This is a genomic window from Pectobacterium cacticida (assembly GCF_036885195.1).
Lineage (GTDB): Bacteria > Pseudomonadota > Gammaproteobacteria > Enterobacterales > Enterobacteriaceae > Pectobacterium > Pectobacterium cacticida.
In genome coordinates this window covers 73,256-90,747 of the sequence record NZ_CP133656.1, presented here as the reverse complement: position 1 = coordinate 90,747, position 17,492 = coordinate 73,256, and the positions used below count along the sequence as shown (strand labels likewise).

Sequence of the window (17,492 nt, the reverse complement as noted above, 5' to 3'; positions counted from 1 at the left end):
CGCGCGCTTTGGTCTATGTCACTCCGGTAGGCAAAAATATTCGACAAAAAAAGTAAAATAATCTTATTTAACAAGATTTTTACTTTAGCAGAAGGGAAATTTAGGGGAAAACTCCCCGTTTTATTCTGGGTACGATAACGTGTTTTATTCTGGGTACGATAACGTAAAGTGCGGGCGTAAGTGGCCCCTCGGTGCAGAACATCGTGGGGCCACTTTACCTGATTGCTACGATGATGTGACGACGAGTCGCATCAAGGCTGCGTCGTCGTTGTAACCGTATCGTCGTTCTTATTATTGCCAGACAACACCGTAGCCAGTTTCTTCTCATCCAGCTCGCGGCAATATTTCGCAACGACGATCGTTGCAACGCCGTTGCCAATCAGGTTGGTCAGCGCACGGGCTTCTGACATAAAGCGGTCAATCCCCAGAATCAACGCCAGACCCGCAACCGGTAAATGTCCCACGGCGGACAAGGTTGCAGCCAGTACGATGAACCCACTACCCGTCACGCCCGCGGCGCCTTTAGAAGACAGCAGCAAAACCACCAGCAGGGTGATCTGATGCCAGATATCCATATGGCTGTTGGTCGCCTGTGCGATGAACACCGCCGCCATGGTCAGATAGATGGAGGTGCCATCCAGGTTGAACGAGTAGCCGGTAGGGATCACCAGACCAACGACGGATTTTTTACAACCGACCTTTTCCATCTTCTCTAACATACGTGGCAGCACGGACTCTGAAGAGGACGTACCTAACACAATCAAGAGTTCTTCACGAATGTAGCGAATAAATTTGAAAATACTGAAACCCGTCGCTCTGGCAATACTGCCCAGAACCAGACACACAAACAGAACACAGGTGATATAGAAGCAGAGAATCAATTGTCCCAATTGCACCAGCGTACCAACACCATATTTCCCGATGGTGAAAGCCATGGCACCGAAGGCTCCCAAGGGGGCCAGCTTCATGATCATATTGATGACGCCAAAAATAACTTTGGAGAAACTGTCAATAACATCAAACATCACTTTGCCTTTTGGCCCTAAGCGATGTAGCGCAAAACCGAACATGACCGCGAACAGCAAGACTTGCAAGATATTGCCGCTGGCAAACGCGCCAACCACGCTGACCGGGATCACATCCATCAGGAACGGAATCAAGCCCTGCTGCGAAGCCTGCTGGGTGTAAACCGCTACTGCCGACGCATCAAGCGTACTCGGATCGATATTCATGCCTGCGCCCGGCTGCACGACGTTAACAATGACCAGACCGATAATCAGCGCGATCGTACTCACGATTTCAAAATACACGAGGGCAGCGGCTCCGGTACGCCCTACCGACTTCATACTTTCCATTCCTGCGATGCCGGTTACCACCGTACAAAAGATCACCGGCGCAATAATCATTTTAATTAATTTAACAAATCCGTCGCCGAGGGGCTTCATTTGCTCGCCAAGATGCGGGTAGAAATGCCCCAACAGTATCCCGATCGTGATAGCAGCAAGGACTTGAAAATAAAGGCTTTTAAAAATTGATGTTTTCATACACGCGTCCTATCTTGGGGAAAACACAGGAGGGAATCAGGTACGAAAATGCCCCTGTAGTTGCTGCGGAAAATAACATTGCAATAACAAGCTGAGAATGTTTTATAAGTTTAGTTTGTGAACAAAGAGTTAAAAATAAGAGCTGAATCACGTCAGCGAATACTAAAAAGAAACCATTGCGCAATTTAATTGCAACAGATGCACATTTCTCAATGAAATGAAAGGACGCGAGCAAAGCGAAATATGACGAAAGGCCCCAAACACCCTACCCTGAGAAGATGACCGCGTTAGGAATTTCCGCTATGAAATAGCATTCACCACAAAATAGTATTTATCCAACATCGCTCTATCGCCGCACACCGAACGGGAGGCATACCCAAGGTCAATAATCAGGAAGATACGGTGAAACAGTGGATACCGTCAGTGTTAGCACGCCGCGCCAGTTGCATGGCAAAACGAGCCTGTGACAACAGTAACGCCGCCGCTCCCGGCTGTGGCTCGGTAATAGTAACAATTCCCGCGCTGATCACACGTTCGGGCTGGGGATCTGTAGGTGAGTGGGTAGGTGTCATCGCCAGGATCACATGTTGTGCCCAATCCCGCGCCTGTCCAACCGATTGCAGCGCTGTCCCGATAAAGGCAAATTCATCGCCATCCAGTCGAACCCAATTGCGTAATTCAGCGTCGTTTCGTTCCTCTATCATCACACGAAAACGTTCGTCCAGCGCCAGCGCATCGCCATGTCGGCTGGCAGAGGGATGCAGCCCGAAAACCAGCAGGCAAAACGGCGTCGCATCGACCAGGCGCTGTTCGAGACAGCACATAAAATGCGCCTTGTCCGACAGTTTCGCGTCGATATCGCCAACACGAAGAGACTGCGCCAGCCGTTGTTGATTACGATTATAGCTGCGCACCAGCGCGCCGAGTTCATCATCTCGATGCCAGTCTGGTAGTGTGAGCGGACGATGCAGTATCGCCTCTGGCGGTTGATCCTGTAGCTCGACAATAATTCCGCGCAGTGGATGTATCAGTAGTCGGTTTATGCACCAGGTGATCGCAATCGACATTGTTAGCGCCAAAAGTAAATATGTCGCCAGCATGGTAGAAAACGTACTGACGATAAATTGGTACATCTGATAGGAATCCGCTTGTAAAACCAGATGCGCCAACGGTGCGGAATAGTGTGTCTGCGGCGGCGAATAGAGCGGAATTGAGATGCGGATCGGCAGTTTAAAGATCCGTGCGATCCAAGCCGGCACCGGGCGTTCCTGTGGAAAATCAGCGTGTAGCGTTTGGAAATCATCAGGCAATAGGACATCCGCCCGGCTTAAAAAAGCGGCCGGCACCAGGCTATCCAGAATATGACCCGCCCGCTGCACCTCCCCTTGCAGCACCGCTTCCGTCAGCGGTTGACGCACCGAATAGCCGATGACCTCTAGTTGCCTAGCATAATCATCACGGCGCTGATGAACGAAATGAAAGAGCTGTATGACGATAAATAGACAAATCGTCACCAGTGCCACTGCTGACACGGCTGTCATCTGTTTAATCGTTAATGAACGTCTGAGCCGCAAGCGCTTTCTCCGTCGATCCGTTATGCCGCCTCAGAATAGGAGATCTCCCTCGCATAAGCCAGCATCGCTGTATAAGGACAGGAAGAAGAGAATAGATGGCTCTCTGTTATTTATCTCAGGTGTGCCATAAAAACCCCGCCCCACAAGGCGAGGTGGAAATCGATAAGAGAGGCGTTGATTATCAGGAAAGCGTCTTCAACACTAGGAAAGATTGAGGGAATCTCCCTTACGCCACTGGCGTGGGCTAATGCCGAACCAGCGTCGGAACGCGCGGGAAAACGCGCTCACCTCAGAGTAGCCGAGCAACAGCGCCATTTCCGAAATCGGCAGCTGTTTTTGTTGCAGGTAGTGCGTCGCCATTTCACAACGCAACTTATCGACTAACAGAGAGAAACTGAGTCCTTCTTCCCGCAGGCGGCGTTGTAGCGACCAACTGGACAAGCCGACTTTTTCCGCCACCTCCTCCAACGTTGGCTCTTTCTGCATCAATAACAAATGCACCTGCGTGCGCACCTGGTCGACAATGCTTTGCTGCGGCGACGTTTCATTCAGACGGCGGATGGCATCCTGCATCACCATTAATAGCGTCATATCGCGCTCCGGCATAGCGCGGGTTAATTGCTGCTTGGGAATAAACAGCGAATTGTACGGCTGGTCGAAGTACACCGGCGCATCAAAAACCTTACAGTGTTCATGCCACATTTCTGGGCGCGGGTGCTCAAAATGCACTTCACGCGGCGCCCAATGGCGGCCCAACACATGACGAATCAGGTTGAGGAACATACCCAGCGTCAGTTCCGCATCCTGACGGCGGTGTAAAATAGCCCCGTGCCGCACCTGATAATCCAGCCGCCAGCAGTCGCCCTTATCTACCATACGGGTTAGCGTATCGTGCTGATGGCAGGGAAACGCCCGCACCACATTATGCAGCGCCTGTTCCAACGTCTCCGAGCATAAACCGATGTAACCGATCAGGCCTAATGACTGCGGTTTAAACTGCTTGCCGTAGCGTAAACCGAAATTATCAACGCCCGAATGACGCGCCGCTTCCTCCATAACGCGACAATAATTCACCAGCCCCAGGCTAAGCGTCGGGCTGGCAAGCCGTTCAGGATCGACGCCGCTGATGCCGAAGATGCGATCGGCATCGCCGCCATTATCATGAATAAAATCGCCAAGCCCGGTCGCCGCCGCCGCCAACACACCACAGTGGCAGGAGGATGCCGCGTTCAGTACTGACGCATACATCGCATTTTCCATTGTCTTTCACCTCGCCATATCACGCTATCCGCCAACGGGTAATAAAACGATCGGCAAGTTACTATCAGCATGTTTACTACCAGCATAGTTACAGCAAATTTCGTACCAGCTTGTAATAACGGGAAATCAATGGGTTATAGGACTTTTTTCAACACAACAGGTCTACTCTGGCGCAAACTGCACGCCTGTGGTGCATTCATGCCACGCCAAGCGGCAAATCGTGAGTTTCCAGATACCGCCGACACAGACGTACGCTGTGCTGCGCCCAATCCGGCCCAAGACTCTGCGCCATCTCGGTTTGCGCGTGCGATCCTACCCACGCGGTAAGCTGGATGCGCCGTTGAATCAGCAGCGTCGGTAACAGCGCCAGTTCCTCATCGCTGACGTGCGCCACGCGTTCGTACCCCTTCAGCCAGTTTTCGACCCACTCCGCCGCACGCGGATGATGCTCAACAAAGCTGATCGCCGCCGCCAGATCGTGCAAATACCACCCCATCCCGCAATCGTCAAAATCGATCACGCGCGTTTCACCGTGATGCAGCAGCAGGTTAGTCAGGCGCAAATCGGCATGAATCAACCCATACCGGTGCGGCGCTTTACCAAATTCCGCCATCTCTCTACCTATGCGATCAATCGCTTCCTCAATCACGCCGTATGCGGCAAGCGGTAGGTTTGGCGCGTCACGCCAGTCTCCCCAGTGGCTCTGCTCACTCACCATCGTATGATGATCCCAGATAATGCGCTGAAAACCCTCGGGCTTATGCCATTGGCGGCTATGTTGGTGCAGGTGCGCGGTAATTTCCCCCAATTGGCGGAACGCACGCGGATCAATGCTGGTGGTCGGCATCTCGCCATCAATCCAGTGGAACAGCACGGCATAGCGACAAGATCCATCCGCTAGATTTAACGACTGCACGCGTTCCCCACGCGCATCACGTATCGCTTCCGGCACGATAATTCCCGTCTCACGTAGCGCATCTAGCCACAGCAGTTCGCTCTCGATTTCCATTTTTTGATGATAATGGCTGCGATGGAGCCGCAGCGCATAGTGCTTACCCGCCGCTGTCACCAGAAATGTCGCATTTTCCGAGCGGCACAACAGCCGCAATTCCCCCTGTAACGCCGCCGGATAGCAGGCCAGTGCCCGCTGCGCCAGTGACGTAATTTCTGCGTGGCTCAAGGTGTCATATTGTTTAGCGCTCATGGTTCCCACTCCGACACAAGTCAATGAGCATTCAGCATGGCGTGTGCCGGGCCTGGAAACTTGACGCGCCGTAACGCCAATTTGACTCCGGAATGCGCTGCGGCAATGTCCCTCACAAAAGTTGACCTCAGCACACAGCATTCAGTACGACAGCGTCAAGTTTTCCGCTAGCAAGCGTGGGCATTATCGCTAAACAAGCCAAAGGGGCCGCAGCGCCAGCCCCGAATAACCATGAACAGACTGACGGGGATAGCATAATGACGAGCAAACTTAAGCCCACACTGGGCGCCCTGCATTTATGGGGCATAGCGGTAGGATTGGTCATTTCCGGCGAATATTTTGGCTGGAGTTACGGTTGGGGCGTCGCGGGGACATTGGGATTTTTGGTGACTACGCTATTTATCGCTGCGATGTATACCTGTTTCATTTTTAGCTTTACCGAACTGACCACAGCCATTCCACATGCCGGTGGCCCTTTCGCCTATAGCCGTTTGGCGTTCGGCGATCTGGGCGGATTAATTGCGGGTATGGCGACGCTCATTGAGTTTGTTTTCGCTCCGCCGGCCATCTCGATGGCGATAGGCGCGTACCTGAACGTGCAATATCCCGAGCTGGATCCCAAAATCGCCGCCGTTGGCGCCTACCTGATCTTCATGACACTCAACATTCTCGGTGTGAAACTGGCGGCGATGTTTGAGCTGGTCGTCACGCTGCTGGCCGTCATGGAACTGTTAGTGTTCATGGGCGTCGTGGCACCAGGTTTCAGCCTGAGCAACTTCGTTGCCCACGGCTGGGCGGGACAACATGAATTCTCGTCCAGTGCGATTTCCGGCATATTTGCGGCGATACCGTTCGCGATCTGGTTTTTTCTCGCCATCGAGGGCGCGGCAATGGCGGCGGAAGAGGCGAAAGATCCGAAACGCACCATACCACGCGCCTACGTCAGCGGTATCCTGACGCTGGTGGTATTGGCGATCGGCGTCATGTTGATGGCTGGGGGCGCGGGTGATTGGCGACAACTCTCCGACCTCAACGACCCACTCCCGCAGGCGATGAAGCTCATCGTCGGGGAAAACTCCAACTGGATGCATATGCTGGTGTGGATTGGCTTATTCGGCCTAATCGCCAGCTTCCACGGCATTATTCTGGGCTATTCTCGCCAGTTCTTCGCATTAGCACGCGCGGGCTATCTACCACCGGGGTTGGCCAAACTATCCCGCTTCCACACGCCGCACCGCGCTATTCTGGCTGGCGGCGCAATCGGGATTGCGGCCATCTTTTGCGATGGCGTGAATCTCCAGGGAATGAGCCTGACCGCCGCCATGATCACCATGGCGGTTTTCGGCGCCATCGTCATGTATATCATGAGCATGTTAAGCCTGTTCCGCCTGCGCCGCAGCGCACCCAATATGGCACGCAGCTACCGGGCGCCCGGTTACCCGCTCATCCCTGCCTTTGCACTGCTCTGCGCCATTATCTGCCTGATAGCCATGCTCTGGTTTAACCCCATGATCGGCGGGCTATTCTGCACCTTCATGGTGCTCGGCTACCTCTATTTTCTCACCACCAAGACACGGCGGAAAACGCTACTTGAACCGCTTATCGCCGACATGAAATAACATTTGGGGGCGTTAACCTAAAATCGATTAACGCTCACTCACCTCAACATTGGGTTGCCCTATAGCGGCAATCCAATGATAAAGCACAGAATTATTCCCTCTTCCGCTATCGTTAGCTGCCGGCTTATCTGAAAATGAGAATGAACATTATTTACATTCTCATAAACTCGCTTTTCCAGCGCAATCTACCAAATTGTTTCTATGTTATCCCTTGAATAACGCGCTCGGAAAAAATAGCCAGAAACTACCTGAGTATGCTTAAACTGGAAACGATCAGGTTATATTTGAAGCGGTTGTTAAATTAAGGGATACAACCTAGCAACCTCACTACGCCAACGGCATTAAACGTAATAACATTCCCGCCCACGACACTTCACGACTGCCGCACAGGTCGCCATGAACGTAACCGCGTACCAAACACATTCACCAGTAGGCCGACCATAATCAACACCGCCCCCATGATTTGCAGCAGCGAGAGCGATTCGCCAAGAAAAACGGCGGCGCTGACCAGCCCAACCACCGGCACCAACAGCGACAAGGGCGCCACGCGCCAGGTTTCGTAGCGGGCCAGCAGGTTTCCCCAAATCCCGTAGCCGATGATGGTGGCCGCAAATGCCAGATAAACCAGAGATAATATCGTCGGCAGTTGGATCGTCGTTAAACTTTGGGCAATTGCGTCCCTGCCTTCGAACAGCCAGGAACTGATGAAAAACGGCACGACAGGCACCAGTGCGCCCCACACCACCAGCGACATGATACGTACATCACTGTTTTTGCTCATGATAACTTTATTGACGATGTTACCGACCGCCCATGACAGCGCCGCCGCCAGCGTCAGCAGCAGCGTGGTGGTGGTCATACCGGAGGACATTTGCAGCGCCGTGCGCCCTTCTGCCAGCACCACCATCCCTAGCGCGGCCACAAGAATGCCAACAATATGATTCCAGCGTAGCGTTTCCGACAAGAAGATCGCGCCAACCAGCAGGGTGAAGAAAGCCTGAGCTTGCAACACCAGCGAGGTAATTCCCGCAGGCATCCCTAATTTGATAGCAAGGAACAAGAAACCGAACTGGCCAAAGCTAATCGTCATGCCATAAGCAAGCAGCCATTTGAGGGGAATTCGCGGAAAAGGAATAAAGAAAATCGCTGGAATTGCCACCAAAGAAAAGCGCAAACCTGCCAATAAAAAGGGCGGCATATCGTTCAATCCAACCTTAATCACCACAAAATTTACGCCCCATAACACCACAACACAAAGCGCTAGCAGCGCATCTTTCAACGACATCCTCATCCCCTACATAAAAACATCGTAAACTTCTTGCTCAAAGTACGCATAAAACAGAAAAAAAGATAAGAAAAGATCATTATGGTTGCGGATAAAAATGGCGCATTAACATCAATATGCGTAATAAACCACTATATACATCGTGGCAGTGAGGTAAAATGCAGATACCAGAGCAATAGATTGCTGCGTACGGTTTTTCAGATCTGTCGGTGAAAATTACGCTTACTCTCCATCATCGATAAGTAAGTGTTCTATTAACGCGCGCACCTGAGGCTGTAACAAACGCCTGTCGGCGTAGACCAACCAGATATCGGTTTTATCTGGTCGGAACGGTTTCAGGATTTCAATGAGCCGACCCGCCGTCAAAGAACGGGCAACCATATTATAAGGCAACTGGATAATTCCCATACCGCTATCCGCCGCACGCACAAGCCCCATGCCTTCATCAATATAAAAATGTGTAGGGGGTAAATATTCATTTATTACCTGAGCGACACGATAATGCCATTTATTCAACCTCCCAGTTAATTGCGAACGATATATCAGACACTGATGTTGATGTAATTTATCCGGATGCATAGGTTCACCGTATCGTTCAATATAATCAGGAGAAGCACAGGTAATGCGCTGCTCTGTGTCTATTTTTCTGGCAATCATACTGCTGTCAGCGATGGTTCCAATCTGCACGGCGACGTCCACCCCCTCATTAATCAGATTACACGGCTTGTCGCTTAAGCGGATATCAAAATTAACACCTGGGTAACGTTGTGAAAAATGCTTTAGTCGGGGAATGATCGAACGACCACCGTATACACGAGGTAAATGCAGGCAGATATTACCACTTAATTTTTCAGCTGAATCAGTAACTTCCGATTCGATCTCGTCCAGTAAATTTAATACGTTAAGGTATCGCTCATAAACTCGCCCCCCAACCTCGGTCAATTGCAGGCTCCGCGTGGAACGGCGTAAAAGTCGAATATTAAGGTTTTTTTCCAACTGCGCCACATTTTTACTTATCGCTGAAGCCGACATGCCGAGTTGACGCCCCGCTTCGCTAAAATTCTGGCACTTAACCGCGTAAATAAATGAGGTGATATTAGTGATAGAATTATTTTTTAATTTTGACAACATAAATCATATCCAAACCTACGCAGTAAACTTTTTAACATAACAATGAAACGTGTCATTTTAATTACATTAATTGAGAAAAAATTTCACAAGTCTTTCAACACTGCGTTGGCTTGTCACCCATCTGTGTTTTGATAATATCAACGCACCTCATCCAGAGAAGTCGGTATTTTTCATAATAGTAATACAAGGTGAATAAAATGAAGAAAAAACTCTCCGCTTTATTATTTATCACGCTCGTGAGTACCAGCGTCTCCCAGGCGCTCGCCACAGAGAATTTGACACTCTACACTAATGATTTTGAAGATATTATTGGCCAGCAATTTGAAAAAGATACCGGTATTAAAATCGATGTTGTGAAAATGTCCGGCGGCGAATTATTAGCACGCATTGCCGCAGAAGAGTCTAATCCACAATGGGATTTACTTCTGTATGGCGGTGATTATGCTTTATATAATTTGGAGAAGAAAAAACAGTTATTAACTAATGTGCAGGTCAGTAATGAGTCGCAATTAACTGACGAAGGGAAGCAATTAATGCCCAAAAGCCGCGCCTATTTTCCTGTAGGTATCTCGGCATCCTGCGTGATTGTTCAGCGTCCCGACGCGAGGGTGAAGATACAAGGCTATCAAGATTTATTGAACCCGGCGTTAAAGGGAAAAGTTGGGATGGCCGATCCGGCTATTGCCGCGCCAGCCTATCCTTGTGTCGCAGGTCTGTTCCATCAATGGGGTACGGATCGCGCACAACAATTCTTTAGCCAACTTTTTGATAATCAGATACAAATTCTAAGAACTAACGCCCCCGTCGCTCGTGCCCTACAGTCAGGACAGCTTTCTGCCGCCCTACTGACTTCGCAAAATGCGTATACCCTGAAAAAGAAACAGCCAGACATGCAGATCATCTGGCCGAAAACCGGTGTGCCAGCGACTATTCGTACTCTGGGTATCCAAGCCAAAACTGTACATGCCAATAACGCGAAAGCATTTGTTAACTGGATGCTTGAGGCAAAAACCCAGCAGTTCCTGATCGATAAAGGCGGCGCTGATGGCCTATTTAAACCCACGGTTCGTTCAGTCACCGAAAGCGCGAACGGGCCAGCCAGCGACAGCGCGTACAATTTCATGCCGGTGGCAGAGGCCTCTGCGCAGGAAAACCAAATCAAAACCTGGTTTTCCGATCAATCAGCCCGCTAATTTACTCATAGAGTCATCTGAATCATGATGGATCGTTCCTCTTTAGACGACAGTATAGCACCGGCTAAGTGGCAGATTTCGCGCTGGCGGCGCTTTCGTACCGAAAGTGGGTTAGGGCTGCTGATCGTGCTGGTTATTGCCATTCTCATTATTTTGCCGATGGCCGCTGTTGTGGCGCGAGGCTTTCTTCCCGCTAATATCGACCAATATCGGCCGGCAACGCTGCTGTCGCTGTTTGAGCGACCATTATGGATGACGTCGTTAAAAAACAGCCTGTTTCTGGCAACTGGCAGCGCGGTCATTGGCGGTTTACTAGGGGCGGTGCTGGCTTTACTACGTCATCAATATCGCTTTCCCGGCGCCAGGTTTATTGAGCCCTGCGTCTGGCTGGTACTGATTTTACCGTCCTTCGTGATCGCACAAGGCTGGATTCTGTTTGCCAGCCGCAATGGTTTTTTTTATCAATTGTCCGGCAGCAATCTGGCGTCAGAAATTGTCTTCTCCCCTTGGGGATTAGTGCTCATCATGAGTTTCAAAAACTTTCCCCTCGCCTACCTCTCTATCTCTGCCGCTTTACAATGGAGTATGAAAGATTTAATTCACGCCGGGCGCCTCTCTGGAGCGACCGCAATGCGCACCCTATATACTGTGCGCTTGCCTTTATTAATTCCGGCGATTATCTCCGGATTATTATTGGTCTTTGTCGATACGCTAGGTGATTTTGGCCTCCCTTCTGCGCTGGCCACCAGCTACCGGTTCCCGACGCTGCCTTATACGATCTATGCGGCTATCAATTTCAGCCCTATTCGCTTTGATTTAGCGGGCATTCTGGCATGTTATTTAGCATTGATCCTGTTCCTTGCGCTCAGTCTGTATTTCTGGCTGCTGCGGCATACTCATGCTCGCTTTCTTACCAGCCGCTCCCAACCGGAAACCCAGCAAGTCAGCCCGTATCCTCGGCTCTGTAGTCTGGTGGTCGGCATTATTTTGCTTATTGCGCTGGGGATTCCATTATTAACGAGTTTGACGGTTTCACTGATGGAAAATATATGGGATGGGCTGCATATCGATAATCTGACACTCGGCCATTACCAATATCTGTTGGGTTTTGACGCGCCCTTTTTTGACGCCGCGACACACTCATTAACCATAGCGGCGGTTTCAGCACTGTTCAGCACCCTCGTTGCTTTCTTTGCTGCCTATATATTGACCTTTACGCAGTCGCGATTTAACCCGTTAATTGAAATTGTTTGCACCTTATCCATGGCGATCCCCGGAGTCATCCTGGGTATTGGCTTCATTTTTGTCTGGAATTCTCCACTGGCGACACAGTTGCACCTGAATATTTATGGCAGCCCAATCATTCTGATCGTGGCGACCTCCGCAGCGGCGATACCGGTAGCTGTGCGTATCCTGCTCGGCGCGTTGTCGCAAATCCCCGCCAGTCAGCTACAAGCGGCAATGTTGCAGGGAGCCGGATTAATGCGTCGCCTGCGTACTATCGTTTTGCCGTTAATTCTTACTGCCGTGATTTCCGCCACGTTGACCAGCTTCGGCAGCAGCGTATTTGATCTCGCGATCAATGCGATATTACAACCCCCACGTTTTCGCGTCTTGCCAACATTGATCAGCCGTGCGTTTGAAGAGGGTAACTACAGCTATTCCACCGCCGCCGTGTTTATCGCCGGGGGCATAACTACCTTTATCATCCTGATCTGCAATGGGCTTTTACGCTATCACTTTCGCACCTTACTGAGCAGCCAGCGCCCACATTGATTTTGTTATGAGGTTTTCAGCATGACCCATGTTTTACCGATGCTCAGTTGCCGCCATTTACACTGGCAGATCCAAGGGCACACCATCATTCAGGATCTGAGCTTAGATCTACCTGCGGGTGCGGTGTATTGCATCGTCGGCCCTTCAGGCTCCGGAAAATCCAGCTTATTGCGCTTGATTGCCGGGCTGGACAATCCTCAACGGGGAAAGATTTTTATCGACCAACATATGATGACGGATGGAAGCCACAGCGTTCCTCCGGAAAAAAGACGCCTAAATATGGTGTTTCAAGATTATGCCCTCTGGCCGCATATGACAGTAAAGGAGATTGTCGGCTACGGTTTACATGCATGGCCAACCGCACGACGGCAGGCGCGAGTAAAGGAAATGTTGGCGTTAATGCAGATTGACGATTACGCACAGCGCCGTCCGGCGCAACTTTCCGGCGGTCAGGCGCAACGCGTCGCGATCGCACGCGCACTAGCGACCGACCCTCAAGTGCTGCTCTTTGATGAGCCGCTCTCCAATCTTGATGTACAGCTTCGGGCACAAATGCGTAATGAATTTTCACAGTTGTTCTCTCGCCTAAAAAAAACCGTAGTTTATGTGACGCATGATCCGCTGGAAGCCTGCGCATTTGCCGATCGCATCGTCGTCATGCGGGCAGGGAATATTGAGCAGATCGCCACGCCGGTTGGCCTGTTCCAGCATCCTGAGTCGCCATGGGTGGCCTCACTCGCCGGCTTCGACAGCGAAGTAGAAGCGCGTTTAGTGATGCAGATCGACAATCACCACGCCAGAGTGGAGATGGGGAGTGCCCAGTTTATCGCACGCATCGGCAGGCTACGATCCGCCCGCCCCGGCCAGCAGATTCGCTTACTCTTCAACCCTGGAGCGATACATCACGACGCCAGCGCCCCATCTGGCCTCGCCGCCCGTGTGGTAAGTACCCTATTTGAGGGCCGCCACTGGCGTTTAAATGTCGCTACCACTATCGGCGATATCGCATTTTCAATTGTTCATCCCACGGATCTCCCTGTCGGCAGCCCTTTGTCTCTGGTGATGACTGGCGAAAATTGCCTGATTTTTGATCATGATCGGCCCTCCTATGAGGTGAAATGATGAATCAGCAAATTGAAGCGCTTTGCGCCACCGCACGCATTGAAATACCCGCAGGCAGCATTATCCGCTATGACGTCACCGACAGTGGCGAGATTAAAGTAAAATACTTTCAGGCGATGCCCGTCTGTTACCCCGGTAACTATGGTTCTTTAATTGGTACGCTGGCAGAGGACTGTGATCCGCTGGACGTCCTGGTACTAACGCGCGAACCGCTATTCCCCGGCAGCCTGATTGATGTCAGGGTGATTGGCTATTTAGCGATGCTTGATGGCGGCGTCCAGGACGATAAAGTGATCGCCGTTCCGACACATGCTGTCGACCCTCTCTATAGCCACATTTTTGATATCAGCCACCTAGCGCCGGCAGAATTGCAACTAATTGAAGCTTTTTACCACAGTTACAAACAGTTGCCCGCCGGTCGTAAAAGCGTGGTATTAAACGGCTTTCATCCTGCTATTGATGCTCAGCAATTGCTGGAAAAAGCGCGCGCATCGTCACATTGCGCAATTAGGCCACCTTTAATGTAATTTGATATATTAATCAATTATATAAAACACGCTTTCAAGGTAAGCATAAATTAAAACGATGATTATTATGTTACGTGAAAATCAAGATGTACCCTTTTGATTGATGATAGCTGACCACCCTAATGGGGGTCAGCATGTCGCAAAACTACTCAACGGCAATCGGTTTTTCCGTCAGCGTGGGGGATTTGTTCCCCTGAATCTCTTTTACGTCCTGCTCTGCCTTCTGCACCGCAGTTGCGCTACTTAACAGACTGTATGTCAACTCAAATGTCGTGCTCTGACCTGGCTGTAATTTCTTAACCCGGCCTTGCTCACGTTCAATTGTCACCGGATAGGCATAGTTAGTACCCGGTTCGATCCCTGTCACGTATCCCTGTTTTTCCGTGTCTGTGTTTTTCCACAACGTCAGATAGGGTAGTTGATGCGTATCAAAGGCGATTGACACGCCCTTATCACCCGCCCTGTTCATCAAGACGGCCAGCGTTTTACCCTGAGCGTCGGTATACGGTGTGATGTTAAACACCATTTCATCAAAGTCTTTTGTCGGCGCCTTGTAGGTTTGCCAGCTTGCCAGACCATCTTTCGCATAGTCGTTAAACGGTGAAATGTCTTTTACCGGGGCAATGAAGCGAGCGCCTTCTTCCAAAATCGGCGTACCAAAATTGCTGTGGTAGATAATCTCGTAGTCGCGCGGGTAGTCCGCTTTATTGGTCAACACATCATGCACGGTGAACGACTCACTGCCGGGAACGTAACGCAGCTCAGTCCAGGTTTCCAAATTCGACTTCTTAAAGCTGTTTTCTTTCAGCAATCCTCGCACCCTAATGGTATGCGGGGCTTTATCGCTGATTTCCACGACCACTTTTGAGGCTGGCGTATTGCCTGCCCGACCATGTAAGGTATAAATCATTCCTTCGCTGGTGATCGGGTGTCCAGTCCATTCGAAGCCACAGCGCACCATCATCTCATTAAAGCCCTCTAGCCAGCCCAGGCCGTTACGGCTTTCCAGATTGATGGTATTCGGGTTTACGACCTCATCAACCGGTGAATCCCACCCCAAACGTATGTTTTTACCCTTTACATGCAGCACGTTCATCCCTCGGGTTGGGCTGAGGGCAATTTCCAGCCCATCCTTACTGGTAATCGTAATCACTTTACTGCCTTCCTGACGCCCGCCATGTAGAACTTTTTGCTCAATGCTGAAGTGCTGATTTTTTATCTTCAGAGCCTCACTGCTAATTTGCCAGTTCCCCTTATCTACGCTGCTTTCAGCATCCGTCAGCACAAACGTTTGAGCCGAGATCTGCCAGGGAGCTAGCACCAGTGTTAAACCCATACCCAATAATTTTTTCATCATGATCATCCTCTTCTGCTGAATTGTTTTAGCTAACGCGAGCTAAAGACTACAAATCAGCTGATGGCCATAACGTGATAACTATCACCAGGTGGAGAATTCCGGCAATTCCGAACCATAAGTACAACCGAAGTCACTTACGATGAGTTTTAAAATGAAATTATTACAATATTAGTGAGACATTGATCGGCAAAAATTAATATCGCTTCAGCTAGATAAAGCAAGCTGCGCACGTTAATTTTATCGAGTCGTCAGAGCATCAATATTTCATGATTATTTTTGCTCACGGAAGTATTAAAGAAACAGCAAACTATTTTTAACCATATTGCACCTGACTAACGTAGACGCTATGGTTGCCGCTACCCTATCTATGACCACTGATAAATAACAATGAACTTCTCTCTTTTCGGCAAAAAATTTACTCGCCACGCGGGCATCAGCCAATTAATGGACGACATGAACGAAGGGTTACGCACACCAGGCGCTATCATGTTGGGCGGGGGTAATCCGGCACATATTCCTGAGATGGATAACTACTTTCAAGCGCTGTGCCAGGAGATGCTGGAAAAAGGGACATTAACGGATGCACTATGCAACTACGATGGCCCACAGGGTAAGACGACCCTGCTTAGTGCGATGGCTGAACTCCTGAGTCAGACATTCGGCTGGCAGATTGGCCCACAGAATATTGTGCTAACCAACGGCAGCCAAAGTGCGTTTTTCTACTTGTTTAACGTATTTGCCGGTCGTCACTCTGATGGCAGCCTAAAGAAAGTATTGTTCCCACTGGCGCCGGAATATATCGGCTATTCGGATTCCGGGTTGGATGACGACATGTTCGTCTCCGTTCGCCCGCAGATCGCACTCTTGCCCGAAGGGCAATTCAAATATCACGTTGATTTTAATCACCTGTCGATTACTGATGATATCGGGTTGATCTGCGTATCTCGCCCAACCAACCCGACCGGCAATGTGCTAACCGATGACGAACTAATGCGTCTGGATTCGCTGGCGCAGCAACACAAGATTCCCCTACTCATTGATAACGCTTATGGCGTACCTTTTCCCGCCATTATCTTCAACGACGCGACACCACGCTGGAATCCGAATACTATCCTGTGCATGAGCTTGTCCAAACTCGGCTTGCCAGGATCGCGCTGTGGCATCGTGATTGCCAATGAACAGGTGATTTCGGCGCTCGGCAATATGAATGGTATTATTAGCCTGTCTCCAGGGGCGATCGGCCCGGCGCTCGCGCATGAAATGATTCAGCGCGGCGATCTATTGCGTTTATCCAACGAAGTCATTCGTCCATTCTACCAACAGCGAGTTATCGAAACGATTGCGCTTATCCGCCGTTACTTATCACCCGAACGCTGCCTGATCCACAAACCGGAAGGCGCGATCTTCCTGTGGCTGTGGTTTAAGGATTTACCCATCACGACAGAAACCCTATATCAGCGCCTGAAAAAACGTGGCGTCCTTATGGTGCCGGGTCACTATTTCTTCCCCGGCCTGGATCAGGATTGGCCACACGCGCACCAGTGTATGCGGATGAACTATGTGCCGGAGTCGGAAAAAATCGAACGCGGTATCGCAATACTGGCGGAAGAGGTGGAAAAGGCAATGCAAGAAAAATCATAACTGGCAGTAAATCGCCATTGAAATACAAGCCACTGAGCTATCAGTGGCTAAAGTATTTTTATGTCATTAATAGACAAATTCGTTTATTAAAAACTTATTAATAGTTTTTTTATTACAAATCCCACCATCCCCACACGCTTAAATCAAACTTTCAGCATAAATGCGCATTCTGCGCAATTTCTTGCTCACTTCCCAGTGGATATCACTTTTTGCGCAATGGATGCCGTTTTTTCACGAGGTCTGCGCAACTTTTTGCTCA

The 17,492-nt window shown here is 50.2% G+C and carries 13 protein-coding genes; 6 read left to right on the top strand and 7 right to left on the bottom strand.

From position 1 onward, the window contains the following. Positions 1-251: 251 nt before the first annotated feature. The 4 genes from RFN81_RS00400 to RFN81_RS00385 all read right to left on the bottom strand — a co-directional run bounded on the left by RFN81_RS00400 (position 252) and on the right by RFN81_RS00385 (position 5,582). Entirely contained in the window at positions 252-1,544 is a 1,293-nt protein-coding gene (locus RFN81_RS00400; protein WP_264497300.1) for a dicarboxylate/amino acid:cation symporter, read from the bottom strand. Positions 1,545-1,933: 389 nt separating this feature from the next. Beyond that, a complete protein-coding gene (locus tag RFN81_RS00395; RefSeq protein WP_264497299.1) occupies positions 1,934-3,085 on the bottom strand; it encodes an adenylate/guanylate cyclase domain-containing protein in 1,152 nt (383 codons plus the stop codon). Positions 3,086-3,319: 234 nt separating this feature from the next. Next, on the bottom strand, positions 3,320-4,378 hold the full coding sequence (gene qhpR / locus RFN81_RS00390) for an AraC-like transcriptional regulator QhpR (RefSeq protein ID WP_264497298.1): 1,059 nt from the start codon (positions 4,376-4,378) through the stop codon (positions 3,320-3,322). Positions 4,379-4,574: 196 nt separating this feature from the next. Beyond that, positions 4,575-5,582, bottom strand: coding sequence for a phosphotransferase enzyme family protein (locus RFN81_RS00385; RefSeq protein WP_264497297.1), 1,008 nt, complete (start codon positions 5,580-5,582; stop codon positions 4,575-4,577). A 257-nt stretch (positions 5,583-5,839) separates the two neighbouring features. Here RFN81_RS00385 and eat point away from each other — a divergent pair, with 257 nt between their 5' ends. Further along, entirely contained in the window at positions 5,840-7,201 is a 1,362-nt protein-coding gene (gene eat, locus RFN81_RS00380; RefSeq protein WP_264497296.1) for an ethanolamine permease, read from the top strand. Positions 7,202-7,574: 373 nt separating this feature from the next. Here the strand turns inward: eat and RFN81_RS00375 are convergent, their stop codons facing one another. Further along, entirely contained in the window at positions 7,575-8,486 is a 912-nt protein-coding gene (locus RFN81_RS00375; protein ID WP_264497295.1) for an EamA family transporter, read from the bottom strand. Positions 8,487-8,708: 222 nt separating this feature from the next. Then, positions 8,709-9,617: a LysR family transcriptional regulator gene (locus RFN81_RS00370; protein WP_264497294.1), complete on the bottom strand. Its 909-nt coding sequence runs from the start codon at positions 9,615-9,617 to the stop codon at positions 8,709-8,711. Positions 9,618-9,814: 197 nt separating this feature from the next. Between RFN81_RS00370 and RFN81_RS00365 the strand changes: the two genes are divergently transcribed. From RFN81_RS00365 to RFN81_RS00350, 4 genes are read left to right on the top strand one after another with little or no spacing between them, the layout of a single operon-like run. Next, a complete protein-coding gene (locus RFN81_RS00365; protein WP_264497293.1) occupies positions 9,815-10,810 on the top strand; it encodes an ABC transporter substrate-binding protein in 996 nt (331 codons plus the stop codon). Between the two features lie 24 nt (positions 10,811-10,834). Further along, positions 10,835-12,586 (top strand): ABC transporter permease, encoded by a 1,752-nt coding sequence (locus RFN81_RS00360; RefSeq protein ID WP_264497292.1) that lies wholly within the window; start codon positions 10,835-10,837, stop codon positions 12,584-12,586. Between the two features lie 21 nt (positions 12,587-12,607). Next, positions 12,608-13,708: an ABC transporter ATP-binding protein gene (locus tag RFN81_RS00355; protein ID WP_264497291.1), complete on the top strand. Its 1,101-nt coding sequence runs from the start codon at positions 12,608-12,610 to the stop codon at positions 13,706-13,708. Continuing rightward, positions 13,705-14,235, top strand: coding sequence for an inorganic diphosphatase (locus tag RFN81_RS00350; RefSeq protein ID WP_264497290.1), 531 nt, complete (start codon positions 13,705-13,707; stop codon positions 14,233-14,235). Before RFN81_RS00355 ends, RFN81_RS00350 begins: the two co-directional genes overlap by 4 nt. 145 nt (positions 14,236-14,380) lie before the next feature. Here RFN81_RS00350 and RFN81_RS00345 read toward each other — a convergent pair whose 3' ends face one another. After that, on the bottom strand, positions 14,381-15,589 hold the full coding sequence (locus RFN81_RS00345; RefSeq protein ID WP_264499047.1) for an aldose 1-epimerase family protein: 1,209 nt from the start codon (positions 15,587-15,589) through the stop codon (positions 14,381-14,383). A 390-nt stretch (positions 15,590-15,979) separates the two neighbouring features. On the opposite strand from RFN81_RS00345, the gene RFN81_RS00340 reads away from it, so the two are divergent. Beyond that, a complete protein-coding gene (locus RFN81_RS00340) occupies positions 15,980-17,233 on the top strand; it encodes a valine--pyruvate transaminase (RefSeq protein WP_264497289.1) in 1,254 nt (417 codons plus the stop codon). Positions 17,234-17,492: the final 259 nt, after the last annotated feature.

What these genes read in the sequence shown, in the direction of transcription:
- qhpR (WP_264497298.1), bottom strand. Translation starts at nt 4,378, where the DNA reads ATGGAAAATGCGATGTATGCGTCAGTACTGAACGCGGCATCCTCCTGC.
- RFN81_RS00360 (WP_264497292.1), top strand. Translation starts at nt 10,835, where the DNA reads ATGATGGATCGTTCCTCTTTAGACGACAGTATAGCACCGGCTAAGTGG.
- RFN81_RS00375 (WP_264497295.1), bottom strand. Translation starts at nt 8,486, where the DNA reads ATGTCGTTGAAAGATGCGCTGCTAGCGCTTTGTGTTGTGGTGTTATGG.
- RFN81_RS00355 (WP_264497291.1), top strand. Translation starts at nt 12,608, where the DNA reads ATGACCCATGTTTTACCGATGCTCAGTTGCCGCCATTTACACTGGCAG.
- RFN81_RS00395 (WP_264497299.1), bottom strand. Translation starts at nt 3,085, where the DNA reads ATGACAGCCGTGTCAGCAGTGGCACTGGTGACGATTTGTCTATTTATC.
- eat (WP_264497296.1), top strand. Translation starts at nt 5,840, where the DNA reads ATGACGAGCAAACTTAAGCCCACACTGGGCGCCCTGCATTTATGGGGC.
- RFN81_RS00365 (WP_264497293.1), top strand. Translation starts at nt 9,815, where the DNA reads ATGAAGAAAAAACTCTCCGCTTTATTATTTATCACGCTCGTGAGTACC.
- RFN81_RS00340 (WP_264497289.1), top strand. Translation starts at nt 15,980, where the DNA reads ATGAACTTCTCTCTTTTCGGCAAAAAATTTACTCGCCACGCGGGCATC.
- RFN81_RS00345 (WP_264499047.1), bottom strand. Translation starts at nt 15,589, where the DNA reads ATGAAAAAATTATTGGGTATGGGTTTAACACTGGTGCTAGCTCCCTGG.
- RFN81_RS00385 (WP_264497297.1), bottom strand. Translation starts at nt 5,582, where the DNA reads ATGAGCGCTAAACAATATGACACCTTGAGCCACGCAGAAATTACGTCA.
- RFN81_RS00400 (WP_264497300.1), bottom strand. Translation starts at nt 1,544, where the DNA reads ATGAAAACATCAATTTTTAAAAGCCTTTATTTTCAAGTCCTTGCTGCT.
- RFN81_RS00370 (WP_264497294.1), bottom strand. Translation starts at nt 9,617, where the DNA reads ATGTTGTCAAAATTAAAAAATAATTCTATCACTAATATCACCTCATTT.
- RFN81_RS00350 (WP_264497290.1), top strand. Translation starts at nt 13,705, where the DNA reads ATGATGAATCAGCAAATTGAAGCGCTTTGCGCCACCGCACGCATTGAA.